This is a genomic window from Methylobacterium sp. 092160098-2 (genome assembly GCF_028920805.1).
GTDB classification, from domain to species: domain Bacteria; phylum Pseudomonadota; class Alphaproteobacteria; order Rhizobiales; family Beijerinckiaceae; genus Methylobacterium; species Methylobacterium fujisawaense.
The window spans coordinates 1-25,303 of record NZ_JAQPZJ010000010.1; the positions used below are offsets into that span (position 1 = coordinate 1).

Annotated in this window: 25 protein-coding genes; 14 read left to right on the forward strand and 11 right to left on the reverse strand. The window is 64.6% G+C overall.

Translation table 11 applies throughout. The features are described from left to right. Positions 1–453: 453 nt before the first annotated feature. The 4 genes from PQI07_RS38075 to parA form a co-directional block, all read right to left on the reverse strand. On the reverse strand, positions 454–747 hold the full coding sequence (locus PQI07_RS38075) for a MobA/MobL family protein (protein WP_446721028.1): 294 nt from the start codon (positions 745–747) through the stop codon (positions 454–456). 669 nt (positions 748–1,416) lie between these two features. Next, a complete protein-coding gene (locus PQI07_RS37520) occupies positions 1,417–2,661 on the reverse strand; it encodes a replication initiator protein A (RefSeq protein WP_274929383.1) in 1,245 nt (414 codons plus the stop codon). 48 nt (positions 2,662–2,709) lie between these two features. Beyond that, complete coding sequence (locus tag PQI07_RS37525) at positions 2,710–3,012, reverse strand: hypothetical protein (RefSeq protein WP_274929384.1); 303 nt, start codon at positions 3,010–3,012, stop codon at positions 2,710–2,712. Continuing rightward, positions 3,009–3,665: a ParA family partition ATPase gene (parA, locus tag PQI07_RS37530; protein ID WP_274929385.1), complete on the reverse strand. Its 657-nt coding sequence runs from the start codon at positions 3,663–3,665 to the stop codon at positions 3,009–3,011. Before parA ends, PQI07_RS37525 begins: the two co-directional genes overlap by 4 nt. A gap of 745 nt (positions 3,666–4,410) precedes the next feature. On the opposite strand from parA, the gene PQI07_RS37535 reads away from it, so the two are divergent. The 4 genes from PQI07_RS37535 (at position 4,411) to PQI07_RS37550 (ending at position 7,665) form a co-directional block, all read left to right on the forward strand. Next, on the forward strand, positions 4,411–4,938 hold the full coding sequence (locus PQI07_RS37535; protein ID WP_274929386.1) for a helix-turn-helix domain-containing protein: 528 nt from the start codon (positions 4,411–4,413) through the stop codon (positions 4,936–4,938). Then, a complete protein-coding gene (locus PQI07_RS37540; RefSeq protein WP_274929387.1) occupies positions 4,935–5,795 on the forward strand; it encodes a DUF3800 domain-containing protein in 861 nt (286 codons plus the stop codon). The genes PQI07_RS37535 and PQI07_RS37540 overlap by 4 nt, the downstream gene beginning before the upstream one ends. A 116-nt stretch (positions 5,796–5,911) precedes the next feature. Further along, the gene (locus tag PQI07_RS37545; RefSeq protein ID WP_274929388.1) at positions 5,912–6,250 is read left to right on the forward strand and encodes a transcriptional regulator; all 339 of its coding nucleotides are present in this window, start codon (positions 5,912–5,914) and stop codon (positions 6,248–6,250) included. Beyond that, entirely contained in the window at positions 6,247–7,665 is a 1,419-nt protein-coding gene (locus PQI07_RS37550) for a hypothetical protein (protein WP_274929389.1), read from the forward strand. The genes PQI07_RS37545 and PQI07_RS37550 overlap by 4 nt, the downstream gene beginning before the upstream one ends. A 21-nt stretch (positions 7,666–7,686) precedes the next feature. On the opposite strand, the gene PQI07_RS37555 is transcribed toward PQI07_RS37550, so the two are convergent. The 3 genes from PQI07_RS37555 to PQI07_RS37565 all read right to left on the reverse strand — a co-directional run bounded on the left by PQI07_RS37555 (position 7,687) and on the right by PQI07_RS37565 (position 9,634). Next, complete coding sequence (locus tag PQI07_RS37555) at positions 7,687–8,127, reverse strand: hypothetical protein (RefSeq protein ID WP_274929390.1); 441 nt, start codon at positions 8,125–8,127, stop codon at positions 7,687–7,689. A 4-nt stretch (positions 8,128–8,131) separates the two neighbouring features. Then, a complete protein-coding gene (locus PQI07_RS37560; protein WP_274929391.1) occupies positions 8,132–8,713 on the reverse strand; it encodes a recombinase family protein in 582 nt (193 codons plus the stop codon). Positions 8,714–9,070: 357 nt separating this feature from the next. After that, on the reverse strand, positions 9,071–9,634 hold the full coding sequence (locus PQI07_RS37565; protein WP_274929392.1) for a TetR/AcrR family transcriptional regulator: 564 nt from the start codon (positions 9,632–9,634) through the stop codon (positions 9,071–9,073). A gap of 512 nt (positions 9,635–10,146) precedes the next feature. Here PQI07_RS37565 and PQI07_RS37570 point away from each other — a divergent pair. The 6 genes from PQI07_RS37570 to PQI07_RS37595 are packed head-to-tail and all read left to right on the forward strand — an operon-like array spanning position 10,147 to position 16,119. After that, complete coding sequence (locus PQI07_RS37570) at positions 10,147–10,374, forward strand: ferredoxin (RefSeq protein ID WP_274929393.1); 228 nt, start codon at positions 10,147–10,149, stop codon at positions 10,372–10,374. Then, positions 10,371–11,657, forward strand: a complete 1,287-nt coding sequence (locus PQI07_RS37575) for an NAD(P)/FAD-dependent oxidoreductase (protein WP_274929394.1) — start codon at positions 10,371–10,373, stop codon at positions 11,655–11,657. The genes PQI07_RS37570 and PQI07_RS37575 overlap by 4 nt, the downstream gene beginning before the upstream one ends. A 35-nt stretch (positions 11,658–11,692) precedes the next feature. Further along, positions 11,693–12,955 (forward strand): cytochrome P450, encoded by a 1,263-nt coding sequence (locus PQI07_RS37580; RefSeq protein ID WP_274929395.1) that lies wholly within the window; start codon positions 11,693–11,695, stop codon positions 12,953–12,955. Continuing rightward, the gene (locus PQI07_RS37585; RefSeq protein WP_274929396.1) at positions 12,952–14,076 is read left to right on the forward strand and encodes a catalase family protein; all 1,125 of its coding nucleotides are present in this window, start codon (positions 12,952–12,954) and stop codon (positions 14,074–14,076) included. The genes PQI07_RS37580 and PQI07_RS37585 overlap by 4 nt, the downstream gene beginning before the upstream one ends. A 36-nt stretch (positions 14,077–14,112) precedes the next feature. Continuing rightward, the gene (locus PQI07_RS37590; RefSeq protein ID WP_060850317.1) at positions 14,113–14,724 is read left to right on the forward strand and encodes a hypothetical protein; all 612 of its coding nucleotides are present in this window, start codon (positions 14,113–14,115) and stop codon (positions 14,722–14,724) included. 3 nt (positions 14,725–14,727) lie between these two features. Then, entirely contained in the window at positions 14,728–16,119 is a 1,392-nt protein-coding gene (locus PQI07_RS37595) for a Dyp-type peroxidase (protein WP_060850318.1), read from the forward strand. Between the two features lie 310 nt (positions 16,120–16,429). Here PQI07_RS37595 and mobF read toward each other — a convergent pair whose 3' ends face one another. Then, positions 16,430–19,312, reverse strand: coding sequence for a MobF family relaxase (gene mobF, locus PQI07_RS37600; RefSeq protein ID WP_274929397.1), 2,883 nt, complete (start codon positions 19,310–19,312; stop codon positions 16,430–16,432). Further along, the gene (locus tag PQI07_RS37605) at positions 19,309–19,593 is read right to left on the reverse strand and encodes a hypothetical protein (protein WP_274929398.1); all 285 of its coding nucleotides are present in this window, start codon (positions 19,591–19,593) and stop codon (positions 19,309–19,311) included. Before PQI07_RS37605 ends, mobF begins: the two co-directional genes overlap by 4 nt. Before the next feature lie 248 nt (positions 19,594–19,841). Between PQI07_RS37605 and PQI07_RS37610 the strand changes: the two genes are divergently transcribed. The 3 genes from PQI07_RS37610 to PQI07_RS37620 are packed head-to-tail and all read left to right on the forward strand — an operon-like array spanning position 19,842 to position 21,639. After that, positions 19,842–20,312 carry a hypothetical protein gene (locus PQI07_RS37610; RefSeq protein ID WP_274929399.1) on the forward strand — a complete coding sequence of 157 codons (471 nt, stop codon included), beginning with the start codon at positions 19,842–19,844 and terminating at the stop codon, positions 20,310–20,312. A gap of 13 nt (positions 20,313–20,325) precedes the next feature. Further along, positions 20,326–21,051, forward strand: coding sequence for a P-loop NTPase family protein (locus PQI07_RS37615; protein ID WP_274929400.1), 726 nt, complete (start codon positions 20,326–20,328; stop codon positions 21,049–21,051). A gap of 6 nt (positions 21,052–21,057) precedes the next feature. Beyond that, entirely contained in the window at positions 21,058–21,639 is a 582-nt protein-coding gene (locus PQI07_RS37620; protein ID WP_274929401.1) for a hypothetical protein, read from the forward strand. A gap of 55 nt (positions 21,640–21,694) precedes the next feature. On the opposite strand, the gene PQI07_RS37625 is transcribed toward PQI07_RS37620, so the two are convergent. Beyond that, positions 21,695–23,398 carry a type IV secretory system conjugative DNA transfer family protein gene (locus tag PQI07_RS37625; protein ID WP_274929402.1) on the reverse strand — a complete coding sequence of 568 codons (1,704 nt, stop codon included), beginning with the start codon at positions 23,396–23,398 and terminating at the stop codon, positions 21,695–21,697. Positions 23,399–23,711: 313 nt separating this feature from the next. Here PQI07_RS37625 and PQI07_RS37630 point away from each other — a divergent pair, with 313 nt between their 5' ends. After that, complete coding sequence (locus PQI07_RS37630) at positions 23,712–24,254, forward strand: hypothetical protein (protein ID WP_274929403.1); 543 nt, start codon at positions 23,712–23,714, stop codon at positions 24,252–24,254. A 95-nt stretch (positions 24,255–24,349) separates the two neighbouring features. Here the strand turns inward: PQI07_RS37630 and PQI07_RS37635 are convergent, their stop codons facing one another. Continuing rightward, a complete protein-coding gene (locus PQI07_RS37635) occupies positions 24,350–25,054 on the reverse strand; it encodes a hypothetical protein (RefSeq protein ID WP_274929404.1) in 705 nt (234 codons plus the stop codon). Between the last annotated feature and the right edge of the window lie 249 nt (positions 25,055–25,303).

The following is a 25,303-nucleotide window of genomic DNA, read 5'->3' on the forward strand; positions in this document are numbered from 1 at the left end:
TTAAGCCCATGCGTAGCGCCCTCCCCTGGCGCAAGATACCTCGGCTGCGCCCCGTGGGATGCGACGATGCACGTTTAAAGTGTAGAACAAAAATGGAACCTGTGGAACCTAAGATGTGCATAAGCTCCCTGGAGAGCGGCGCGGGTCAGCCTGCGGGAACGGCGGCTTAGCCGCCATGGCAGCCCACCGCCGGTCGGCCGGGACGGGGTCAAGGCCGGAGAGCGCAGCGTGCCTTGAGGCCGGCCCGGGCGGCGGGCCTCTCGCCAAGGCACGGAACCACAACCTTTAACGCCCTTCGCCGCAAAATCGTATTTCTGTTTTTACGGGTTTCTACCTTCGACGTCGTGGATCAGCTCGTCCACCTCTAGGATCCGGGCCTGCATGTCGTTGGGCTCAAACACCGTCACAGACACCTGGATGGCGTCGAACACGTTGCGCACGCCAAGCGGACCATCAAAGAAATCGTCGGCGGGCCAGCCGCTCGTCGCCCGTGAGCTCGTGCGGCAGGGCCAGGTTAATCTCGCGGGCGAGCTGGGCGTCCCGCCGCGCCTCAATCTGGTGCAAGTGGTTCCAGAGCCTCTGCCGATCGGCGACCCAGGGCGCGGCACCCTCCGGCAACATGATTTCGGTGTGCACGACACCCTTACGGCGGCTGAAGTCATGCTCGGCGCCGGTCTGCTCATCGTGCAGCCGTTCCCCGGCGCGGTACCCCTCCTCCCATGGAATTCGTGGTCGCCCTGCGACCACATCATCATCCCACCGCGCTCTGCGCGGTGACAAAGCCTCTCAGGAGGGCTGTAGGCGGCTTTTGGAGGCTCAACCGTCACGCTGTCGGTTCTGCCGTCCAGAACGCTTCCTGAGGCCGCACAGGTCGATTCTGCCACTCACACACTCGGAGAGCCCATCTTTGGTCGCCGTTAGGCGACCACCATCCAGAATCGAGCCGCTGGAGGCGGCTTCCGCACGGGGTGGGGGAGCGGGTTTCCGCGAAGCGGAAAGGGGCGGGGTATCCTTGTCAAAATCGCTGACCGGAGATTCTGACAAAAATGATTCGAGCAAGATGGCTGCGCTAGAAAGGTTAAGCGCGCAAGCGGACGCTCATCCACCGGCGCAGCGTTTTAGATAGCTTTCTAGGTTTTAATAAGTTTTAGGGTTTTTGCGCTCGCGCCGCCGACAAAAATCCTTGTTCATTTGCAGCGGCTTAGCCGTTAATGGAATTGGTGATGTACGGTGCTCGGATTGGCGATGTACGGCTTGTCATTGGTGATGTACGGGATGTCATTGGTGATGTACGGTTTTTGATTGGTGAAGTACGGTTCTGACAAAAGTTTTCCACAGGCTGGGCGGGGCTTTACATGCCGCAGCGGAGCCATTGGCGAAGTACGGTTTTGACAAAAATGGCTGACAAAAACGGCTTCAGGCGAGTGGAAGCTCGGGGGCGCCAGCACCGCTGCCTAAAGGAACATCAGCCGCGTCAGGCTTGCGCTCACGCATGACGAGGATCTCTTCGCGTTTGCCCTCGACGATCTCCAGCTCGTAATCCGGGAACGGGAACACCCGGGTGCTGCTGACGAACTGGCGCACCTGGAAGGCGAACTGCGGCAACCCTTGTAGCGAGCCGCTGCGCTTGTGCAGCTCCTTCAACCCATACCGGGCGATGCCGGTCTTGCCGGCAGCGCGCCGGGCCAGCCGGTAGATGAACCGGCCAATCCCCTGTGTGATCAGGAAATACTCCGGATTGAGGGTCAGGATCTGTGGATTGCCCTTCTCCCGCACCACGCCGTTGTAGACCCAGTCCGGGATGCCGATTTCGACCTGGTCGATGTTGCCCGTGGTCGTCTTGCTGATCACCTTGAACGTCTGGATCAGCGGCATCGCCACAACCTCGCGCCGGCTGCCGCCGGTCAGGTTCAGGATCTTGATGCGGGTGCCCTGCAGGCGGTCGAGGGCGGACTCTAGGTCCTTGTACTGCTTGCCGCCGGAGCTGCGCCGGCAGAATTTTAGGATGTGTGACGAGCTCGGCCGGTAGACACGGGCCGGCGCATCGGTGCGCAGCCCCTTGTCCAGGTTGAGGCGGTAGCGGCGCGCCTCCTCGGCCAGGCTGGTGACCATGTGCAGGAAGATGTCGTAGTCGAACACCGTGGCGAGGCCGGCTGAGGCGCTGCCGTCGATGGTGATGATGCAGTCCTTCAGCTCGTAGCGGATCTCCCCTCCCCGCTTGGCCTTGCCAAGGGAGAACGGTGCCACGTCCATCAGGTTGACGTCGTCCTTGAGGGGCGCATCGTAGATGCTGGGCACGAAGAACGAGAGCTGGCTGTCGTCCTCAGGTGCCTCCCGGAGCACCGGCGCCGGCAGCTCAGCGGTCAGCGCACCAACGATGTCCGGCCGCCGCTCATTGAGTTTGACGGCCTCGCCGAGATCCCTGAGGGCCTGCTCCAGGGCGTTGGCCGGCTCCGGTGCGATCTTGAGGTCTGCGATGCTGCGTCGGCTGTAAAAGCGGCGCAGACGGCTCAGCGCGTCCTTGCTGAGCTCCAGCGTCTCACGCCCGGTCCGAGCGCAGAACGTGTCCGCCAGGTCCTGGAGGTAGGCGTTCTTCTCATACAGCCCCAGCGCTCCGAACCGGTCGAGGGGCATCAGGTCGAGGCGGACGGGGTCGCTCACGTCAGGAATTCCGGAATGTCGTAAAAGCGGATTTCTGCATCAGCGCATTTACGACGCCGGGAACTCGCGTTCGAGCAGGTCGCGCATCATGTCGGCCATCTTCTGACCGCGGGCAGCGCACTGCATTTTCACGCGGCGGTGCAGGCTTTCCGGCACGTCGATGGTGAAGCGGGACATCTTTTCCTTGGCAGCCTCGACCGAACCAGCCTCAACGGACTTGAGGCTGGTCACGTTACCGCTCTCCCGATCCGTCGCCGGCTCGGCACCACGGTTGGCGATCCAGGCATCGGCGCCCGAGGCCAGCTTCGAGGTAGGCACCTTGATCGATACCGATTTGCCAGCCTTGCTCATGCGGCCTTCCTTTCCTTCTTGGTCTTAGCTTTGGTCTGAACGAGCTCGGCAGCCAGCTGGGCCATCTCGATCGCGGCCTCGCTCTTGGGATCCGTTTCGATCACCGCCTTCCCCTGAGCCGCGCTCTCCGCGTAGATCACCCGCTGGCAGAGCGCGTTGGGCAGGACCGGAAAGTCGAACTGCTCCAGCGCATTAGCCACGTCCCGGCCAATGGCCGTATTTACGATTTTGCGGTTAATCACAAAAGCGGCTTTGATGTTTTCCTTAAACTGCTGTGCCTCGCGGATCAGCTGCACCGTATCGGCGGAGGCCCACACGTCGTAGGGCGACGGCTGGACCGGGATCAGCACCACGTCGCTGGCCAGGATTGCGGCGCGGCCAAGATCGTTCACCCGCGGCGCGCCGTCGATGATCACCACATCGTAGTCGGCCGCCAGTTCGGGCAGGTCCTTATGCAAGGTTGGCTTGGCCATGCTGATGACCGGGAACAGCGGGTCGGCTTCACGGGCAGACGACCAGGCCATCGAGCTGCCCTGCGGATCGGCGTCGACCAGCAGCACCCGATTGCCGGCTTTGGCGACCACGGCAGCGAGGTTGGTAGCGATGGTCGTTTTGCCGACCCCGCCCTTCTGGTTGAGCACCCCGATGATCATGCGGTCGCCTTTCTGGATTTGCGTGTCGTCGGATTTACGATTTTCCGCAAACCCGCATCTGTGGGTTCACGATTTCACACAAGCACGACGTTGCCAACGCTTCGTTAACGCTCTCCGCCAGCCCTGTGACCACCAGGTCACATTTCTGCAAAGCCACAGACCCGCAAAATCGTATTTCTGGAATGGTACCCGACAATGAAGGCGCCGCCTCAAGGCGGCGTAGCAAGCAGGCATACGATCGCGAAAAGGTTGCGGAGGAAGGGTCCCGATTGAGTCACCGGCAGCCGCACCCGAGGGGCCTGACGCCGCAGCAGCGTCGTCCGGGGATGAGCCGGCGCCACCATTCTCTGATCTCTCATGGCAGGCACGACACGTCACACCTGACAGGGCTCCGCCTTCAAGTCGTATTTACGATTATGCGGAATTGCGGAATTCAGGTTGGTAGGGAGGGAAGGGCCTTTTGACTTATACCGGGCCGGTGCGGTCTCGACGGGTCCGACCGGCTAAAGGCGTGTCCGGTTGAAATCTGGACGTACCCCCGGAGGCAATTTCGACCGGGGGTATCTTTACCCTGTTTCATCTTCTGCGGCTTATCCTGATTGAATGTATCCTTCTTTAGAGGGCGGAACAGCCCGGTGGGCTCCAGTCTAAACCGCCTGGAGGGTCCAGTCATAAACGCCTCCCCATAAAAGCTTGCCAGTACCCGGCGCGCAGCGCATTTATGCTGGCAACAAAGGAGGTTATCATGACCGAACAGCCAACCGCACCCCCAACCAATGTTGTGCCGCTGCACCCGGCGCCTGTCTCCCGCTCAATCAAGGCTGCTGACGCCAAGTGGGGCGCACCGGTCATGCAGCTGGGCTACTGCATGATCCCGTCGTTGCTGCTGCGGGCGCAACATCGGCTGAAGCTGAAGCCCATCCAGCTGGCGGTGCTGCTGCAGCTCTGCGACTTCTGGTGGGACGAGGCGCGCAAGCCCTATCCGAGCAAGGAAACCATCGCCACACGGCTCGGCATGAAGCCCCGCCAGGTGCAGCGCCATATCGCGGCGCTGGAGGAGGCGGGTCTGGTCAAGCGGGTCGACCGCTGGGATCCGCGCACCGGCGGTCGGGATACAAACATTTACGACCTGTCTGGCCTGGTCCGGCGGCTCGGCGAGCTGGCGCCGGAGTTTCAGGAGGCGGAACAGGCGATCCGCCGGCAGCGCACGGCCCTGCAGAAGCCGGGCCTGCGCCGTCGTACGGCTGCGCCTCAGGGGACCGTGGTGGCATGAGCTGGGCGTTGTTCATTGACGAGTCCGGCCAGGACATGAAGCACTCGCCCTATGAGGTGCTGGCCGGTCTTGCGGTCGAGGATCGGCAGCTCTGGCGCCTGATCCGGCAGCTGTCGGACGCCCAGCTGCACCATTTCGGCATGCGGCTGTTCGAGGCCTACGGCAAGGAGGCCAAGGCCCAGAAGCTGCTCGACCGGAAGACGTTCAAGCACGCGGCACAGCTCGCCCCAATCCCGCAGGCGGAGCGCCAGCGCCTGGCCCGGGAGATCCTGGAGGACGGGACGCAGGTCAGCCGGCGCCGGTTGACCGCCTTGGCGCAGGCCAAGATCGCGTACTGCGAATTTGCCCTCAAACTGGCCCGTAGCCACGGCGCAAAGGCATTTGCAACGATGGTCCCGCAGGATGCTCCGCGACCGGACCGGTCCACGTCCCTCCGGAAGGACTACGCCTACCTGTTCGAGCGGTTTTTCATGTTCCTGAACGGCCAGGCCGATGACCCGATGGGCTACCTGGTCTTCGACGAGCTGGACAAGAGCGCCAGCCACGTCCTGCTCGGCCAGGTCAACAGCTACTTTATCAAGACGGCCAACGGGCGGACGCGGTCACGCCTGATCATTCCCGAGCCGTTCTTCGTGCACAGCGATCTGACGACCTTGGTGCAGGTCACCGACATCATCGCCTATTCGCTGAGTTGGGGGCTGCGGCTCCACAGCATGACCGAACCTGCCCGTGAAGAACTGGCACCGGTGGTTCAGGCTGCGCGGGGCTTGCAGTTCAGGCACGAAACCAAAACGCGCACCACGTGGGGCTACACGCTGATCCGGGATCTGCGGCCGTCGGCGGCACAGGTCGCCTGAAACGAAAAAAGGCAATGTCAGCGTTTCCGCCACCAAAGCCTCCATCGACAGATATGGGCGAAAAGGCCTCCTCCGTCAAGGCAAAAAGCCCTTCTACCCCGTGGTTGACCCGCAGCATGCGGGTGACGCTGGAGGCGCGCGTGCGTCAGGATCTAGCGTTCCGTGATGCCCTACTGATCGAAGCGGTCGACCAGTTCCTGGCTAGCGACATCGATACCGGCAAGGCGATGCTCCGTACCTACATCAAGGCGACGATCGGCTTTGAGCGCCTGGCTGCAGAAAGCGGAAGCTCGTCTAGGAGCCTGATGCGCATGTTCAGCTCGACTGGCAATCCCACAGCCAGCAAGCTGTTTAACGTTTTGCGCAGCGTTCAAAATTCGGCCGGTGTGCGCCTCGCCGTCGCGGCTAACGGCAAACCGTTAGCGGCACACGGCAGGAAGAGGGAGGGAGCGTGAAAGAGCTTCGCGAAAACCTGTTTGACCTCTTCAATGAGGACCATCTCTCCCTTGCTGACGCTGGTCCCCTGAAATTCAAACCCACATCTGCCTCTGTGAGCCGGGAGAAAAATCTCACGCTTGAATTTCTCTTTACCTCCGCGGAATGGTCGCTTGATCATGAGCCCGACATTCCGGCCGGAACGCTCTACAAAGCTCAGGACAAAATGATATTCACCAGCCCCTCTGGTGCTTCATATACAGCTGATGGCGTCAGCTACCGGCGCCACGAGAGCAGCTCATCGGCTCGTGGCCTGCAGACAACTTACCGATTTGCACTCCATTCCCTTGAGATGAACACGCCAAATGATGAGCCGCCGGCGGCCATCATCGAGTGGATCGGCAATCTCACAACTGGTTTTTTCGGTAATGCCAGAGTTACGATCGATAACGCAGAAACCTCGAACATCAAGATTGGCGACGGCAATCAGTCGATCGTTGTGAACCGCTCAGTTTCCGCCGGCGGAACTTCAACGATATTGAAGATTTTCATCGGCGGATATACCGTGTATCTCGCGCATCTTCGCGACAGGAACGACGACGGCAGCCGATCCAGAGATGGATACATTGCCTACCAAGGCAACCCTGACGCAGATACGCGCCGAAAGATTAGAGACAGTGTCAGCTTTGTACTTGGGCTGCCGATCGTCCTCTATGGTCACACAGCGTATTCTGCAACTGGTCACCCCATTTCTATGAGATCCCAATCGACCTATGCATATGGCGGTCGGATCTTTGATCTTCACGATCGCCCCCCATATCCAATCAACAAACTTCCAACTGAAAATATGATTGATGGGGATCTGTTTTCCAAAACTGCCGAAGGGCTCTATCGGAAATATGACGAACTCAATTTCCTATCGCTGTCCTGGACATACTGGCATGGAGCATGTGCAGCTTACTCCACGGCAGCGGTGTATTTTGGCGGACTGATCGAGCAACTGCAGAAAACTGCAAGAAAACTCAATCCGTCTGAGGATGGCGGGCTTCTCAAGGCAAAAGAGTGGGAAAACCTGAAATCCCAACTGCTTGACATCCTTGGACCAGCACAAATCGATCCGGCAATGAAGAAAATCATCGGCAACAAGATCCGCGGATTGAACCAGCTGCCCAATAACGTTGCACTTGAACGGCTATTCCAACAACTAGGCCTCGGGATCTCTGAAGCAGAAAAGACCGCTTGGAAACATCGCAATAATGCCGCGCACGGCAACTCATCCGTCGATCATGAAGCTGTGATCCTGAATAATAAATTGCTCCAATTGATTTTTCACCGACTACTAGGCGCAATCACCGGATGTAGCAATCAGTATGTCGACTACTACAGTCTGCATTTTCCGGTTCGGGCTATCAGCGACCCCGTCCCAGGCCGGTAGGCCTACTTGGAGAGCCTTCGTTTAGAAGCGGAACGGGTAGGGCCCAAGGAACAGGTCGCCGAGCGCTTTGCGCACACGGTAGGTCAGCCAGCGCTGACGCCGGTGCTCATCGCGATCATGCAGGATGTGGCAGCGCTGGCAGAGCGCCTTGAGGTTCGCTGGCGCATTGTTGCCCGGGTCGTGATCGAGATGGGCGCAGGCCAGATACACCCTGGTAGTATGGAACGCCGTGTCCGCCGGCAGCGCCTCCGGCGACGCCAACTTCAGCTTGCGGCCCTTGCCGCTCCGCCACGTCTGGTCGGCCTCATCCCACCAGCGCCCGTCGCCCAGGTGGCAGACCAGCTGACCGTGCGGTCGGCTGCAGCTTTCACAGCAGCCCTTGGCGCGCTCGAAGCGGACCACCTGCGAGAGTTGCACCCAGTCGATCGGGTAGAAAAAGCGGTTTTCCGGGCGGATCGGCATAGAGTCAGCCCTTCGACGCCTGGCTGCGCGTCCGCGCCTGCGGGAAGTAGGTGTAGAAGGTCATGCGGCTGACCCCGAGACGCTTGGCGATCTCGGCAATCGAGATGTTGCCGGCGGCGAGCAGGGCACGCCCCACCTCCAGATCCCCCTCGGACAGCGCCTTGCGCCGGCCACCCTTGCGGCCACGAGCAACGGCGGCCTTGAGGCCTTCCATCGTCCGCTCACGGTTAAGGTCGAGAAAATACTCGGCCATGGCGCCATGCATCTGCAGGGCGAAGCGCCCGTGGGCCGTTGCGCTGTCGAATTGCTCGGTCAGGCTGCGAAAGTGGATCTCCTTCAGGCGCAGCCCATCAATCGTGCGCATCATCTCGACGAGGGAGCGGCCAAGGCGATCGAGCTTCCAGACCACCAGCTGATCGGTCGGACGCAGGTAGGCGAGGGCGGCCTCGAACTCGGGGCGCTTGGTGCCGGCCTTGCCGCTCTTTTTCTCCTCGAAGATCTTTTCGCAGCCGGCCTTCAGCAGGGCATCGCGCTGCAGGTCCAGGTTCTGGTCGAGGGTGGACACACGCGCGTAGCCGACAAGCATGTCAGGATAGTCACACGGGGACGTTTTTATGACAATAGTTTTACTGACATATTTTCCTTACACAAACGGGGCCGTTAAGGGGTGCCGGAGAGGCGCCAGGGTTGCGTGTAAGGAAAACGATCCTTTTACCTACATCGCTGACCGCGCTACCTATCGTTGAATTCCGATTGGGCAAGCAATGTGGAACAGCGCAGCTAGAACTCAGCCTCGCCGGTCAGGTCACAGAGAGAAGCCGGAACTGTCTGTCCGCTACAGATGCGCCTTCAGACAACAATCGCCGGCATCTGCTCCTGACATTCATCGAAGCTGGAGATATAAGTTTTGTAGAATATTTCTTCAGATATTTACCAAATACTATTATTTATTTTTGCACCAGGCCAGAAACATTCTAACACCTTCTTTTACTTGATTTTCAATTTCTATTGAAGAAGGACGCTCACCTAGAAGCATTCGCTCTCGGATTTGTCCTGTCGTAACGGACACAAATAACTGAACGGCGGTCGAGACATCATCGATCACGAGCACACGTCGAGCGACTTGATCGGTGAGATACGCCGTCACGACTTCACGGAACGCGTCGGTGCTTTCTCGATAAAGCGTTACGAGGTGGGGGAAGCGGCCGGCTTCCGTGATGACAAGCCTGTAGAGTCCGAACTCACGCTCCGATGTCCAATGGTAGGCGGTGGTCAGGGCAAAGGTCGTCAGACCTTGCTCGGGGCCGATTGAGCCATCCGTCAGCTCCTGGGCCAGTCCTTCGCGCGAGGCCTCCGTTAGATGAACCACGACTGCCAGCAGCAACTCGTCCTTTGTGGCGTAGCGCGCGTAGATCGTCTTGGGAGAAACTCCTGCGGTACGGGCTACACGCGCGATATTTGCCCCCTCATAGCCGTATGTCAGAAACTCGGCAGTGACGATGTCCATCAGCCGATCCTGACGTGCCTGGATCGTTGCCGCGCGCGGGCGTCCGGGGCTGAGGGCACGCTTCCGCGACGCCAACGGCGACGCCTCTTTCTGGCTTGTCGTCACTGCATACCTCCCCAGACGTTCCTGGTTGAAAAGGAACTTATTATTTCCTTTATGGTTCTCCGACGGGGCGCATCCAGAGAGCCGCATCATGTCGCGTTTGACCCTCCCAATCCTATTCCTCGTCGTCGGTAGCAGTCTCAACGGCGCCGCTGCCGAGACAAGTATCACGGAAGCGACCTTGGCGTGTCGCAGCGACGTCCTGCGCCTGTGCGCTGAGGACGTGCCCAACCGTCCGGCGATCATCGCCTGCATGCATCAACACCGCGAGCAGTTGAGTGCCCGGTGCGGTGCCGTGTTCGATGAGGGGACGAGCGCGCCATCCTCCGCCGAGAGGTCACACGACTGACGCTCCTCGTCCTCCAGTGACTGCCGCCACCGGCGCTTGCCCCTTCGACGGAGTGTCATCCATGAAGGTCGTCGTCGACCTCAACCGCTGCCAAGCTTACGCGCAGTGCATCTACGCCGCTCCCGACCACTTCGCCCTGCATGGTGCAGAAGCGTTGGTCTACGACACGGCGCCCGACGAAGCCGCTCGAGCCGAGATTGAGCGCGCGGTGCAGGCCTGCCCGGTGCGTGCCATTACTGCGACGAGCGACGTTCCGGCCCCTATGCCGCATAAAGTGGGCGACCGATGACAGCGCCCACCGAAGCTCCTCGCCAAATCGTCATCGTCGGCGCCTCGCTCGCGGGCCTGTCCGCGGCGCACGCACTGCGTGACGTGGGCTACGGAGGCAGGATTATCCTGATCGGTGACGAGCACGAGCCGCCCTACGATCGTCCGCCGCTGTCGAAGCAGGTGCTCCGCGGCCTGTACAGCGCGGACACCTCCCTGCCGCAACGGGCCGATCTGGACGCCACGTTCCGCCTCGGGGTCGGTGCATTGGGGCTCGATACGCTCGCACATCGTATCTACCTCTCGGACGGCACGCAGATCGTATACGACCGGCTGCTCATCGCGACCGGGACTCGGGCACGCCCGTGGCCGAACGGTGCCGAAGCAGCTTCCCCGAACGTGTACACGCTTCGCGGCCACGCGGACGCAGAGCATCTCGCGCGTGGCCTCGCCGGGAAGCCGCGCCGCGTGCTCATCATCGGTGGCGGGTTTATCGGCTGTGAGATCGCGTCGTGCTGCCGCGATCTCGGCCTCGACGTGACCCTGGCGGTGCGCGGTGCGCTCCCGTTGGCTCATGCCCTGGGTTCCGTCACGGCCGCTTTCATGCGGGACGTGATCCGCGACCGCGGCGTGGACCTCCGCCTGGAGACGGAAGTCGCGCGATTTCAAGCCGACGCGGATAGCCGGGTCGTCGCGGCCATCCTGCGCAACGGCCAGCGGATCGAGGCCGATTGCGTCGTCGCTGCCCTCGGCGCCCTGCGCAACACCGAGTGGCTGGCCGGTGCGGGCTTGGCGGTTTCGCCTAAAGGCGTCCGGGTGGACACCCACTGCCGCGTCCTCACCGCCACTCGGGCAGTTGTGCCGGATGTCTTCGCGGCCGGCGATATCGCTCACTGGCCGAGCGCCATCTACGGCAACCGCCACCTCGCCGTCGAGCATTGGGGCAACGCGGTCGCTCAAGCGGAGACAGCAGCTCGGAACATGGTCGCCGGTGAAGCGGGACTAATCCCCTACGACCACCTGCCGGACTTCTGGTCGCAGCAGTTCGGCCTCAACATCAAGCTCGTCGGCCTGCCGACCGGGGCCGACCAATTCGCGGTCGTGCAGGGTTCGTTGCGGGATCGCCGGTTCATCGGCGTGTACGGCGCGCAGGGGCGAACCGTGGCCGCTGTCTCCGTAGACAGCGCCCGCTGGCTGCCCGCCTACAGGGCGGCGGTGGCGGAGGCGACGCCTTTCCCACCGATCGTCGGCGCCCTCGACCAAGCCGACATCCGGCCTCAACCGCTGGCCCAGGTCGTGTCCTGACCGCATCCCGCACCACCGTCCGACAGGAGCTCACCGTGAACGGCACGCTGTTCCAGCAGATCCTCGATCCGGCCAACCGCGCCGACCCGTACCCGCTCTACGCCGAGATGCGCCGGACGCCCGTGAGCCGCCAGGACGACGGCAGTTACGTCGTGAGCACTCACGCGGAACTCTACCGCCTCCTGCACGATCCGCGCATCAGCTCGGAGGATCTGCCCGATCCGCCTCTGTTCCGCTGGACCGGGCATCCGCTGAGCGATCTGTTCGTGCGCCCGATCCGCAGCCGGATCACCGCGCGCCATCGCCCCTTCATCTTCCGCGATCCGCCGGACCACGACCTTCTGCGCCGGCAGGTCATGCGCGAGTTCGCACCCGCCCGCGTGCGGGCGATGCGCCGCAAGACGGAGCAGCTCACCCACACCCTCCTCGACGGGCTGCGGGACCGGACCAACCTCGATCTGGTCGACGACTTCTCCTACCCCCTTCCGGTTACTGTGATCTGCGAGCTGCTCGGCGTTCCGCGCGAGGACGAGCCCCGGTTCCAAGGATGGGCGACGCAGCTCGCCACCGCCCTCGAACCGGACCGGCGTACGGACCGCGAGAACGCCGGTAGGACCGAGGAAGCGTTCACGGCGATCTCCGACTACCTGCGGGGATTGATCAAGGGCAAGCGTCGGGCACCGCAGGACGATCTGCTCTCCGGGCTCGCGGCCGAGCACGACGGCGAGCGGATGAACGACCATGATCTCGTGGCCACGGCCGTCCTGCTCCTGGTCGCGGGCCACGAGACGACCGTGAACCTGATCACCAATGGCATCCTGACGCTGCTCCGCTTCCCCGAGCACCTGGAACGCCTGCGCCGGGAGCCGGAGGTTGCGCCGCGGCTGATCGAGGAGTTGCTGCGCTACGAGCCGCCCGTCCACTATCGCACGCGGCTGGCGCGCGCCGACATCGCGATCGGGGGAACCACGATCCCGGAAGGGGCGCCAGTGGTGCTCCTGCTCGCCTCCGGCAGCCGCGACCCGATGCGCTTCGCTGATCCGGACCGCTTCGTTCCCGACCGCGCGAACAACCAGCACTTCGGGTTCGGCGGCAGCCTGCACTACTGCGTGGGCGCGCCGCTCGCGCGGATCGAGGCGGAGGTCGCACTCGTGGCACTGGCCCAGCGGTTGCAAGCGCCGCGGCTTCTCGCCGACCCACCGCCATACCGCCCCGGCGCCTCGCTGCGCGGCCCGCGGCACTTGCTTTTGGCCATCGACGCCGTCGCACCGGGCGCATCGGCGGAGCTCGCGGCATGAGTACGCTCGACGGGAGTTCTCACCGCGACGCCGGAAGGCCCTATCTTCGCTACACGCCGGATGTCGAGGTTCAACAACCCGATGAGGCGGCCCTGACGGCAGAAATCCTCGACATCATGGCGCGCTCGAACCATGTGGCGTTCGAGCGGCATCGTCACGCGGTTCGCGACGCCCACGCGAAGAGCCACGGCATCCTCACGGGCGAGCTCGTCATATCTGGCGGGCTGCCGGCATACCTGCAGCAGGGGATCTTCGCACGACCCGCCGTCTATCCCGTCGTCGTGCGCCTGTCCTCCGCGCCCGGCGACATCCACTCCGATACAATCCCAGCTCCGCGCGGCATGGCGATCAAGGTGCTCGGGGTCAAGGGCGAACGCCTTCTGCCTGAGGATGCGGGAGGCAACCAAGACTTCCTGTTGGTCAACATCCCCGTACTCAGCTTCGGTACCATCCAGGCCTATAGGCAACTCGTCGATCTCCTGGAAAAGAACGCCCGAAATCCCGCCTTCCTGCAGCGGGCGCTCGCCGGCGCCGCGCGCGGGATCGAGTCGGCGGCCGAAGCGATCGGTCTCACACCCGGCGCGACCCTGCGCGGGTTGGCCCGGGACAACGCCCACCTGCTCGGCGAGACTTACCACTCCATGGCGGCGCTCCGCTTCGGAGACCACGTTGCTAAGATCAGCGCCGCGCCGTTGTCCGCGAACGTGAGGGCGCTGGTGGGCAAGGAAGTCGGCCCGGTCGACGATGGGACTATGCGCAATCTCGTAGTTGAGCACTTCCGGACGAAAGGGGCCGAGTATCAGCTGCGTGCCCAGCTCTGCACCGATCTCGCGGCGATGCCAGTCGAGGATGCGTCGGTGCTCTGGCCGGACGATCTCTCCCCGCATCAGCCGATTGCCACCCTGCGGTTCCCACCGCAGGATGCCTACTCTCCGAGCCGGCGTGTCTACGGCGACGACGTGCTCTCGTTCAATCCCTGGCACGGCATCCAGGAGCACCGGCCACTCGGCTCGATCATGCGCGTGCGCATCGCCGCCTACGAACGGTCGAGCGCACGTCGACACATGCTGAACGCACAGCCACGCGTCGAGCCGACGTCGATCGAGCAGATACCTGACTGAAGGGATCTCGAACCCCAGACGCGACAGGAGCCACCGATGACCGACAGCCACGACGCCCCGCAGATCGACGAGACCCGTCTCCAGGCGATCCGCCGCCGGATCGAGGAGGTTGCGGGCGACGCGCCGCAGCTCGCCAAGCTTGCGCTCGAACAGATGATGACCAAGCACAATCCCGACCTGAAGGGCTCCGCGGGCTCGGCCGGGCGAGTCGGTGCACAGTCCGGCAACGTCTCGGAGCTGACGGCGATCGCCAGGCTGAAGCCTGGAGGCGCCGAACGGCTGCGGCGCATCTTCGACCTGGTCAACGGCAACTTCGATGGCGCGCAGAAGGTCGGCACACTCCACGACATGCGCTTTGCCTTCTTCGACGATGACACGCGCATCCTGTTCGCCACCACCTACGACGGCGACTGGGACACGTACATCAACGACTTCGCCACCAAGATCCCGGACCTGATGGACCTGCTGTTCCAGTCGGTTGAGGGCTGGCCGGGGATCAAGAGCCCGAAAGTCAAGGACTTCATCGCCGGACATCAGATCACCGCGGCCGGCTGGTTCGTGGCCAACCCACAGGTCACGGTCGTCGACGTGCGCCGGCTCCAGCGCTTGGAGCGCGCGTTCAACGAATTCCTGGACAAGGTGGGTTGAAGCATGTCGATCATCGAACGACTCGCATCGCGCTTCCGCAGAGACACCGTCTCGCTGGAGCTCGACGACATCCAGGCGCTGATCCTGCGCAGCCGGCCCGAGCCGTACGTCGGCATCCACGCCATGCTCCACTTCGACGAAGCGGAGGGTGCACGCGACCTGCTCGGGCGCCTCGCCCCTCATATCGCATCGGCCGATACCTGGACCGACGAGCTCGATCACTGGATCGGCGTGGCCATCAGCTACGAAGGGCTTCAGGCCCTTGGCTTGCCCGAGGACCAGCTCAAGACCTTCCCGCTGCCCTTTCAGCAGGGCATGGCCGCACGCGCGCCGCAGCTGCGCGATCAGGGGCCCAACGCGCCGGAGAACTGGGACGCGGTGTTCACGCCCGGCCGGTGCCACCTCGCGCTCACCATCTATGCAGTCGACGATGCCGCCCTCAACAGGGCGCTCGCGAGCGCGCGCGTTGAGCTCGATCGTGCGATGGGGGTGACGCTGCTCGGAGAGCACCGCTTCGGCGCGCCCGAGGGCGCGAAGAACCCGTTCGGTTTCCGAGACTCGATCTCGCAGCCAGCGATCGAGGGCAGCGGTGTCGCCCCGTTGCCCGGCGAGGCACGGCCAATCAAGGCTGGCGAGTTCATCCTAGGCTACCCCAGCGAGACCGGCGTGCCACTCGCGATGCCTGAGCCAGCCGTCTTGGGGCGGAACGGCACCTTCGTGGTGCTGCGCAAATACCAGAGCCGCGTCGGCTGCTTCAACGCCTTCCTCAAGGCCAACGGCGAGACGGCGGAGGCGCGTGAGCGCCTCGCCGCCAAGATGTTCGGGCGCTGGCGCTCAGGCGCGCCCCTTGCCCTCGCGCCCAACACTGACGATCCCGAACTCGGCGCTGATCCGCGCCGCAACAACGACTTCGCCTACGCGGACGACCCGAAAGGGCGTCTCGTCCCGCTCGGCTGCCATATGCGCCGGCTCAACCCACGCGACGCCGAGCTGACGCTGCTCACCGACGTCAACATCCACCGCATCATCCGCCGCTCCAGCACCTTCGGGCCTGTCTACTCCGAGGACGTGGTACCGGCGGACGATGCCAAGGGCGAGCGGGGCATCTTCTTCATCTTCGTCAGCGCGCGCGCTTTCGATACGATCGAGTTCATGCAGCAGGAGTGGATCAACCGCGGCAACTTCATCGACCTCGGGGAGGAGCGAGATCCGGTCGTGGGGTTGCACGAGGGTGAGCAACGCTTCACGATCCCGCAGACTCCGGCACGCAAGCGCATCGACGGCGTGCAAACCTTCAACGTCATGAAAGGTGGCGAGTACCTATTCATGCCGAGCCTCTCGGCGTTGAACTGGCTAGCCAAAGCCGGATGGCGCAATGCTGCCAAACACGACTGACAGAACTGGTCCGATTTCGGTATGTCGTAATCAATCGGTCAGAAAATGGGCTGAAAAGGATCATTCAATTCAAATTGAAATCCCTGAGTCTGACTTGTTACAACGAGCCGCGCAAACACAAACCTGTTGCGATGATCAGCCGGTTGCAGGGATGGATCCGGACCGTCTTGCGAGCGGTGCTCGTCGTACTGCCGTTCCGTAAGCTGCCCTTATGCGAATGGCGGCGCGACAGCTCGGCTACGTGTCCAGACTGCGCCTGAGGCGCGGGGGTGATGATCTGTTGTCGGCCTCCTGCCGTCGACTGAAACCCTCAGCGACCATAATCCGGTCCCGAGCGGGACCGGTCCGGTCGCTCAGGCTTGGCTGTGTTCGGCAGTGCCCCTCGGATGTCTTCGACCAGCCGGAGAATGTGGGGCGAGATCTGGCGCTCTGCGCGGCGAACGCTTCGGGCCAGCTGTCGGAGTGCCTGCCGTGGCACTTCGCTCATCTCCTCCAACACCCGCCGCAGGCCCCGCGCCGCCGCAAAGCCGCTCTGCAGATCGAGGCGCATCTCGGCACGGGGCGGCGGGATCGCACCGCTGCGCACGAACGCGGCACGGTCCTCGACATGGTCGACCACGTTCACCTTCTCGGTGTAGCGGCGCGCTTCGACGAACAACCGCTCCTGCAGCTCGGCGGTGCTCGGCGTGAGACGTGGATCCGCTTGGCGCACCCGTACCGCCGCCTCCAGGCGCTCGCGCTCGACCACCAGGTGCGCCTCCTGCCGGTGACGCGTCAGCCCCACGTAGAGCTCGCGGGCATCGCCGGCCGTGAACCCGCAGTAGATCGTTGCGGCACAGGTTCGGCCCTGCGCTGCGTAGGCGGTCCCAGCATAGCCGAGGCTGATCCGCGGACACGGCTGCGCCTGCGCCGTTCGGCGCGCCCGCACCGGCACGAACCCAGCATAGGCATCCTCGACCCGCCGGCCGTCTTCCAGCCGCACCCGCAGGCGCAGCACCCCGCTCGCGTCCGCCCCGATCGCCTCGACCGTCGCCCGCGTGCCGTTGCGGATACCGTGCTGACTCAGGCTCTCGCCGAAGCGGACCCGGTCTCCGACCGCCAGGCTCAGCGCCCGCTGCCGGTTCTCGCGGTCGCGCACCACGACCTCGACGTCGGGTCCGGTCAGCGCGCCCTCGGCCCGCAACAGGGCACGGGCGCCGCGGTTCAGCTCGGCCGCGTCGCGGTTGCGTCGTGTCACCATCAGCACCGTGTCCGCCCCGTGCCGCACCCGTGCCTCGGACCAGAGAGTCAGCGCCCGCGCCTGCACGGCCGGGGCGCCGGCGACGAGCTCGATGCAGCCGTGCCGGGCATAGGCGCGCAAGCCCGCCTCAACCTCGCCACGCGCCATCAGCACCGAGGCCGCCCGCTGCCACGGTACCGCCTGGCGCCGCACCTCGGACAGGGTGGCGTGGCGGCCGAGCACGTCGGTCACCGCGCGCAGGGCGCTCGCCCCCGCCACCGAGGCCAGCTGGCGCCGGTCGCCTAGCAACACAACGCGCGCCCCGCCCGCCTCCGCTGCCGACAGGATGGCGGCGAGGTCCTTCGTGCCGACCATCCCGGCCTCATCGATGAGTACCAGGGTGTCGGGGCCTAGTCTCGCGCCGGCCCCGCCGGTTTGGTCATGGCGCCACTTGGCGATGGCCTGCGCCGGGATACCGGTCGACGTGCCGAGCTCGTCGGCCGCGACCCAGCTCGGCGCCAGGCCGATCACCTGAAGCCCGGAGTGCCGCGCGATCTCGACCAGCGCCTTCGCCGTCGTGGTCTTGCCCGTGCCGGCCCCCGCCTCCAGCACGCTGACGGCGGCCGCACCGCTCACGTGCCGCAGGGCTGCCTGCTGCTCCTCGGCGAGTTGCGTGGCGGTGGCCAGCACCGCGTCCACGACCGGCGCTGGAAGGACGCGCGCGGCCGCGGGCCGATCGGCAGCGCGCAGCAGCGCGGCCTCGGCGGCGGCGATCCCCGGTGTTGTCCAGCAGGCCTCTCGCTCAGCCTGCACCAGACGCACGAGCCGGCCGGACCGCTCCAACTCCGCCAACTCGGCCCGCACCGCCGCGAGCCCGCGTCCCTGTAGCGCCGCCTCGTCGAGCGCCCGCTCGATCAAGCTCCGGCGCGTGAGCACATTCTCGTGCAGGAACAGGGCGGAGGCTGCACGCGCCACCGGTGTCGCGCCGGCGATCTCGGGCGGATCGAAGGCCGGCTCCGGCCCGCGCTCGACCGTAGGCTCCCGGGTCGGCTCCCGCGACGCCGCGCGTACCGCGGCCCACGGGTCGTGCGCGAGCACGGTGAACTCGGCGCGCCAGCGCGCCTCCAGGGCCGGCCCAGTCGGCAGATCGGCCTTGGCGCCGCGGGTAGCGAGCGCCGCCACTTCCTTCTGCGCCCCCGAGGCGGCCGCCCGATCACCGCCGACCCGCGCCTCGATCGCGGCCGAGCGCTTGGAGAAGGCCTCGATCACCGCTTCCGGGATGCCGGCGATCTCGAACTGACCCTGGCCCGCTGCCCGCAGGCCAAAGCCGAACTCGCGCACCAGACGCTCGGCTAGCGCGGCCCGATAGGCGCTGCCGACCACGAGCTGCCACCGGTAGAGCCGTTCCGGCTCCAGAGTTCTAGGTTTTTTATCCTCAGATGCCGCGACGTTGATCAGCACGCAGTGCGTATGGCAATTCGGATCGCCGGCGCGCGAGGTGTAGTGATCGAAGCGCCCGACCATCACGCCGGCCGGCGCCTCACGCCGGTGACCGCCGGCCCCCAGCCTGACCTCGACCAGCTCCTCCACGCACAGGAAGCCGAGCGCCTCCTCGACGGCCGCGGCGTGGATGGCCTCCAGCCGCGCCCGTGCCTCGGCATCCCCCGCGGCCCAGAGCAGCGACACCGTCTTGGGTGCCGTCAGGGTCAGGTCCCAGCCGGCCCGATGCCCCGCCCCGGCCCCGCGCACCAGCGGCTGGCCCGTGGCCGGGTCCACTCCGGCACAGAGGTCGCGGAAACTGTCCAGCACGACCGGGGCGCCGTGGCGCACGACCGCCGTACCCCGCGTCCACCAGCGGCCGCCGCCGTCCTGGACGTAGTACTCGTCCCGGTTATGCGTCTCGCGGTAGGGATCGTTGGTGTAGTACGCACCCGCCGACGCTCCGCAGCCGAGCGCGTGCAGCGTGGCGGTCACGGGGATGGAGCCTTCGCCTGGTAGCGGCAGATCTGGCCCATCGCAGCCGGGGTAGGCTCAGACAGCGCCTCGCCGACGATGCCGGCGAGCTCGGCCAGACGATCCTTGATGAAGGCCATCTCCGCGCCGAGCCGGCCGTAGGCGGTGATGTCGTCGAGATGGTCGGCGAGCGCCCGCAGCGCGAGATCCTCCGCCGGCAAGCCGGTGCGCTCGGCGGCGGCGGCGAGGCGCGCGGCGAGTTCGGGGGTGAGGGTCAGCGTCAGGCTCTGGGCAGCGGGCATGAAGGGCTAGAAGTCGTGGCGACGGGAGCAGGACCGTGGCAGCCTGGGCTGAGCCACCACAAGGGCCTGGCCGTCCTCTCTCCGACCTCTCAGCGCTCTATGGTTAGCGATCAGCAGCTTTAGTGCGTGTGGTGTGACCCTACCCCAGCTATGGTTCCTTAACGGCAAAGCCAACGGCAGAGCCTAGCACCCCTGGCAAAGCCTGGCAGCCAAGGCGCCGTTAACCCGCTAGCCCCTAGCGCAGGGGCATGCCCCTCGATCCCAAGCGCCTCGCCCGCGATGCGAAGCGCGCCCAGGCCCAGCGGCCTGATAGCACCATCGGCCGGGAGACCACCGGCGTCACCCGCGCCGTGCGCGCCGGCCTGCCCGTGATCCGGCAGCTGCGCGCGGCCGGGGTGACCTGGGCTGCCATCGCCGAAGCCCTGAGCGCTCAGGGCGTGACCCAGGGCGAGGGCCAGCCCCTGACCGCGAGCCGCTTGACCGCCATCGTCACTCAGGTCGAGGCTCAAGAGCGCCGCACGGCCGAGCGCGAGGCCCGGCGCCGAACCCGGCCCGATCTAACCGTTCCCGCCGAGGCTGTGCCACCGCCCGAACCACCGCTCCCCGCCTCGGCAGCACCTGCTCCTCCCCCTCCGGCCGGGTCCGGCGCGCACGCCACGGAAGAGCAGATCCGGCGCGCAGGCCTGCACGATCTGCGTCAGCTCCTGAAGAAGTCCTGAAGAAGGTTCTCCCATGCCCCGCATCCTCCTCGTCGCCCAGGATAAGGGCGGCTCCGGCAAGACCGTGCTGGTGCGCGCGCTCGCCGAGTGCCTGCCGTCCGCCCACCTCATCGAGATCGAGGCCAACCGCCGCCTGGTCGAGCTGGAGGACCGAGTCAGCTTCTTCCCCGTCCGGGCCGAGCGCGGTGAGATCAACCGGACGGGCGGGGCCGCCGCGCGCGCCGAGTTCGACGGGCCGCTCAACGCCATCGCGGCCGCACAAGGGCCTGTCATCGTCGATGTCGGCGCCAACACGGCCGGCTCGCTCCTGCCGCTGATCGGCGAGGCGCAGGCGCGCTACGCCCGCCGAGGCGTCGAATTCGGCCTTCTCGTCGTGCTCACCAGCGAGCCCGGCGCGCTCGCCAACGCCCCCGTCCTGCTCGACCTCGCCAAGCCGTTCACGGCGGCCCGCTTTGCCGTGGAGAACCAGATCGAGGGACCGGTCGATGCGAAGGCGCTCAAGGCCTTCAAGGACGTCACCCTGACCCGGCTGGAGAGGCTCAGCCTCGACGAGCGCGCCAACGACCTCCTGCAGAAGGGCGGGTTGCACTTCATCGGCGAGGACCTCACCGCCGCCGAGGACAGCCTCGCCGACCGGTTCGGCTTCGCCGAGGCCGGCCGCATCGTCGAGGATCTCACCCGCTTCCGGGCCAAGGCCATGCAGGCGGCCGGTCCGGCGGCACGCTGGCTCGAAGGCTGAGAACTCATGGCACGCCCTCCTACCCGCACCCCGCCCTCCACGGTCGAGGCGCGCCTGCGCGCGGCTCAGGAAGCTGAGCGGGCGGCCACGGAGCGGGTAAAGCAGGCCAGCCGTGCCCAGCTGGCCGAGCTCCTGCGGCTGCCGCCACGCGAGCGCCTGGGCCACCTCGACGATCCGGCGCTGGTGGGCCCCGATCGGGTCAGCCTGCGCCGCTCGCTACAAGCTGATCTCACCCGGCCGCGCCGCGGCTGGCGGCCGGGAAGCCGGTTGCGGGCGCTGGTGCGCCGCCTCGGGGCGGCGCTCTTGCGTCAGTTCCTGCACCCGGCCGTGCTCGGCTTGGCTGGGATCACGGGCGTGTGGCTGCACGCCGCGTGGTCCGCAACCCCCCAGCTGGCGATCTCGACGCAGGCTCTGGCCAGCAACGTGGTCGGACCGGACGGTCGTGTCGAGAGCTACACGTTTCCAGCCCGAACCTGGGTCCCGGTCGAGCGGCTGGACGCGCAGGTGGCCCAGACCCGGGTCTGGTACTCGGGCCAGGGCTACGGCCATGGTACGGTCTGGCTCAGCGGCCTCGATCTCTCCCGATAAGGGGGCAGCGCCCCAGGCCGGTGTTGACGCGGCCTGATGAGCGCGGGTGCGGCCCTCAGGCAGTGGCTCGCACCGGCGCGACCGGGTCGAGCAGACCGGCAAAGCGCGCGTCGCGGTGGGCGAGCGTCTTGCGCAGCTTGAGCGGGTCGGTGGTGTAGGCGGCGCTGTTGAGGAACACCAAGGTGTGGCGCTGGGTCAGCCGGGCGAGCTCCGAGGCCGGCACCAGCGCCTCGGGTCCGGGCGCCACGCTCTTCGTCTCCCGGCCGGTGGTGGGATCGCGCGAGATCGTCTCCTGCACGCCCGTGAAGGTGCCCAGAGCACTCGACCAGCGCTCGCGCTCCGCGCCTTGCGCGCCCGAGAGGTTGAACAGCATAAGGGCCTCAGCGGTGTCGCGCAGGATGGCGGCGCCAGCCTCGCCGTAGGTGTCGGTGATCTGCGCCTCCGACTGCCAGAAGGTCCACAACGACACGCCGTAGCCCGGCAGCTCGCCGGCGCCGCGCAGGATCGCGTCGAAGCGACCGAGCACGTAGGCCTCGTCGATGATGACGAGGAGGCGCTCGTCCACGGGCGTGCGCCGCACGGTGCTGAACAGGGCTGCGAGCAGCCAGCGCACGTAGGCGCTGAGCTCCTTACGGCGGTCGTCGGCCGGCAGCACGATGAACAGGTCGGTGTCGCCCGTGCAGAGCGCGTCGAGGCTGAAGCTGTGGCCGGTCACCACCTGCTGCATGCGCGTGTCCAGCATCCAGCTGAAGCCTTGCGCCGCGGTCGTGAGGATGCTGGCGCGGCTCTTCTCGTCGTCGGAGTCGAGGATGCCGCGCGCGTCCTGGGCGACGGCGTCGTCGTAGCCCTCCAGCGCGGCGCGCAGCGCCTTGGGATCGCGCACCAGGGCGGCGGCCTCTGGCGCACCCTGCCCGGCTCGGATTACGCACTGCAAAGCCGCGACGATGAGGACACCAGCGCGGTCGCGGAAGAAAGCACCGGCCTCGCTGGTCTGGTCGGCCTCGGGCAGGAGGGCACGGGCCATGCTCTGCAGCTCCAGCACGTCCTCAGGATCGAGGCCGAGCAGCGGATCCCAGCGGTCTGTGCCGCCGGCGAGGTTGAGCGGATCGAGCACGCACACCCTCTGGCCCATGCTCTCGCGCCGGCGCCGCACGGCGCGCACGACATCGCCCTTGGGATCGATCACCACGGCGGGACCGGCCCAGGCACCGGGTTCCGGGAAGGCGAGATTGGGCAGGATCAAACCGCTGGTCTTGCCGGAGCGCGGCGGCGCGATGGTGAGCAGGTTGCCCTCGACCTGGACGCGCACCGCCCGGTTCGTCTTGGGGTCGAGGCCGAGCTCGATCCCCTTGCGCATGCGGGCGAGCACGCGGGGTGAGGCGAAGTCGGCATCGCCGAAGCGGCGCAGGCGATGCCGCAGCGGCGCGAGGCGTCCGCCCATCAGGATCAGCATGCCGAGCGCGATGGCGGCCCCCCAGACGATGCCGAAGGCCTCACGCCCGCCACCGGGAAGCGTCTGTGAGCGGCCTAGTGCCATCTTGAGGTAGGTCTGGCCCATCCGGACGCCGAGAGAGAGCCACGCGCCCAGTCCGCTACCCTCCGGCGTGAACCAGGCGAACGGAGTGCCGAGCGAGGCGGGCCAGGCGCGCATATCGAGGCCGTGATTGGCGAGGAACGCCCCCGGGTAGCCGAGCAGGAAGGCGGCGGCGACGACGAGGAGCACGAAACCCACGCGGGCGGGAAGATCCGGCTGATGCATCGGGCTATCATAAGGCAGCCTGCCTGAGACAACCTGATACGGCTTCGCTCGAACCCGGCCGTCTCGGCAGACCCTTTGTTTACCGTTGCAGACAAGCTCAGATCAGAAGCGACGTTTCGTTAGGATCGGTTCTGCCAAAAGGCAGCTGGGATACCCAGGCCTGTGAACGCTTGCTTCGCTGTGCTCTTGCTTTTTTCTGCTGGCGTAAGGTCTCTGCTCAGATTAACGCCCACCGTCTCCGGTCAAGCATTGGTTAGAAATCTAAAGCTGCCGGATCGATCCCTATCCATCTCCCTCGTCTCAGGATCTCGGCATGCCCTACGACCGGAGGCTAGTCGCCGCCTTTAACAAGACACTTGGAACCGAGCCGCGTTGCCAGCAGATTGCGCCAGGTAAAATTCTTTACCGAGGCGGTGAGCGTCCGGATGCCAACGCGTTTCTAATTCGGAGCGGCAACGTCTTCTTATCTTCCTACCCGGCTTATGCGCGTCCCTACGCGGGCTTTTGGCAAATCCACGACTACCACTACCTTTACAGGGCAGTTACAACGCGCGAGATCAGGGTTGCAGTCGTTTATGGTATGCAAAGCGTGGTCTCCGTTGCTCTTGACGAACTAAAACTAATCCACAACAGTGAAGTGAATTCTTGGCAGCGCGACAATTTAATACCGCTTGCGATTCAATCTCTAAATCAACAGGTTGACGGTATTTTATTCCTTGACAGAGAAAACACAACAACGGACGAATTTCTAATTGACAACAGGAATGAGACACTAAACTTACAAGAACTATATATATTCCACAAAGATCGACGTAACCCGCAACGTGAAAACGCCGTGCTTTCAACAGGTCGCTAAAATTAATTTGCGGACTGGCGCTCTGTATTTGCGTCCCTGCCACGCCGAAGGATGAGGACACCCCTTGACCGCAGCCGGGGGCAGCGCCCCGACCACTATGAGCGTTCGAGCCAGAAATTCGTGCTGTAATTGTTGAGGGTACGATGGTAGCCATCGACCTTGGCTCGAAAAGTTTTGGGTATTGCCGCACCATCGCGGCCCTCACGGAAATACGCCTGAACCGAATACAAGGCGCCGCGCATGAGGAATTCCCATTCGCGCCGTAATTTTTCTTCCTGCTCCTCCCGCTGCTTCGCAGCGCTCAGCTTCCGTTTCGGCGCCGGTGCAGCGTAGTCTGGTCGATCTTCGGCGATGTGATCAAACGTGATACTGCCGTGGTTCCAATCGTCGTCGCCAGCCTTACGCCACTGGTATCTCACCGTGACATTCATATGCCGTCCGACATAGCCACGATAGTAGATATCATCATCAACACGAAATAGCTGACCTTCCTCCTCCTCCTGCTTCAAACGTCGATGCATCTGATCCAACGCGTTGGTCAGATTGTTGCCCGCTCGCCGCAGGTAATCATGCGTCTCAGCCCATTTCTTTGGGGCTTTCGACTTCTTGTGATTGGCCATCGCGCGCTGGAACGCGCCGTACTGCAAAGAAACAAATGCGCCACAGTCAGATAATCCAAGAGAGTACAGTTCGTTCAGGCTTTCATTATCAATGGCTTTGTCTACAGCTTTGCGAAGAACTTCGTGCTCGAGCTTGGCGAGCGCCTCTTTCTCGCGGGGTGTAAGTTTGATCTCACCCATGTCCTGTAGCCTCATCGTACGCTGCTGAGCCGAAAGGGGCTCTACCGAGCTGCTGTCGCCACCTACTCGGGCAGCAATTTCTTGATTTCTGCCTCGGCGCTGTACGGCATATCGTTTTTTTCATATTCTCGTACTTTGCTAATGATGGCCTTCGCCCGTTGGATCGCATCAGCACGCCATTGCTGCTCCTGGTAGAGGGCGTCGCGTTGATTGTTCGCTGAGTTACGGTCGAGACGAACGGGTCGTGAA

Bases quoted from the DNA above. Each gene is read 5' to 3' on its own strand.
- PQI07_RS37565 (WP_274929392.1), bottom strand. From the start codon at position 9,634: ATGGACATCGTCACTGCCGAGTTTCTGACATACGGCTATGAGGGGGCA.
- PQI07_RS37540 (WP_274929387.1), top strand. From the start codon at position 4,935: ATGAGCTGGGCGTTGTTCATTGACGAGTCCGGCCAGGACATGAAGCAC.
- PQI07_RS37555 (WP_274929390.1), bottom strand. From the start codon at position 8,127: ATGCCGATCCGCCCGGAAAACCGCTTTTTCTACCCGATCGACTGGGTG.
- parA (WP_274929385.1), bottom strand. From the start codon at position 3,665: ATGATCATCGGGGTGCTCAACCAGAAGGGCGGGGTCGGCAAAACGACC.
- PQI07_RS37525 (WP_274929384.1), bottom strand. From the start codon at position 3,012: ATGAGCAAGGCTGGCAAATCGGTATCGATCAAGGTGCCTACCTCGAAG.
- PQI07_RS37620 (WP_274929401.1), top strand. From the start codon at position 21,058: ATGGCACGCCCTCCTACCCGCACCCCGCCCTCCACGGTCGAGGCGCGC.
- PQI07_RS37560 (WP_274929391.1), bottom strand. From the start codon at position 8,713: ATGCTTGTCGGCTACGCGCGTGTGTCCACCCTCGACCAGAACCTGGAC.
- PQI07_RS37575 (WP_274929394.1), top strand. From the start codon at position 10,371: ATGACAGCGCCCACCGAAGCTCCTCGCCAAATCGTCATCGTCGGCGCC.
- PQI07_RS37590 (WP_060850317.1), top strand. From the start codon at position 14,113: ATGACCGACAGCCACGACGCCCCGCAGATCGACGAGACCCGTCTCCAG.
- PQI07_RS37570 (WP_274929393.1), top strand. From the start codon at position 10,147: ATGAAGGTCGTCGTCGACCTCAACCGCTGCCAAGCTTACGCGCAGTGC.
- PQI07_RS37615 (WP_274929400.1), top strand. From the start codon at position 20,326: ATGCCCCGCATCCTCCTCGTCGCCCAGGATAAGGGCGGCTCCGGCAAG.
- PQI07_RS37585 (WP_274929396.1), top strand. From the start codon at position 12,952: ATGAGTACGCTCGACGGGAGTTCTCACCGCGACGCCGGAAGGCCCTAT.
- PQI07_RS37595 (WP_060850318.1), top strand. From the start codon at position 14,728: ATGTCGATCATCGAACGACTCGCATCGCGCTTCCGCAGAGACACCGTC.
- PQI07_RS37610 (WP_274929399.1), top strand. From the start codon at position 19,842: ATGCCCCTCGATCCCAAGCGCCTCGCCCGCGATGCGAAGCGCGCCCAG.
- PQI07_RS37535 (WP_274929386.1), top strand. From the start codon at position 4,411: ATGACCGAACAGCCAACCGCACCCCCAACCAATGTTGTGCCGCTGCAC.
- PQI07_RS37605 (WP_274929398.1), bottom strand. From the start codon at position 19,593: ATGCCCGCTGCCCAGAGCCTGACGCTGACCCTCACCCCCGAACTCGCC.
- PQI07_RS37630 (WP_274929403.1), top strand. From the start codon at position 23,712: ATGCCCTACGACCGGAGGCTAGTCGCCGCCTTTAACAAGACACTTGGA.
- PQI07_RS37545 (WP_274929388.1), top strand. From the start codon at position 5,912: ATGCGGGTGACGCTGGAGGCGCGCGTGCGTCAGGATCTAGCGTTCCGT.
- PQI07_RS37625 (WP_274929402.1), bottom strand. From the start codon at position 23,398: ATGCATCAGCCGGATCTTCCCGCCCGCGTGGGTTTCGTGCTCCTCGTC.
- PQI07_RS37635 (WP_274929404.1), bottom strand. From the start codon at position 25,054: ATGGGTGAGATCAAACTTACACCCCGCGAGAAAGAGGCGCTCGCCAAG.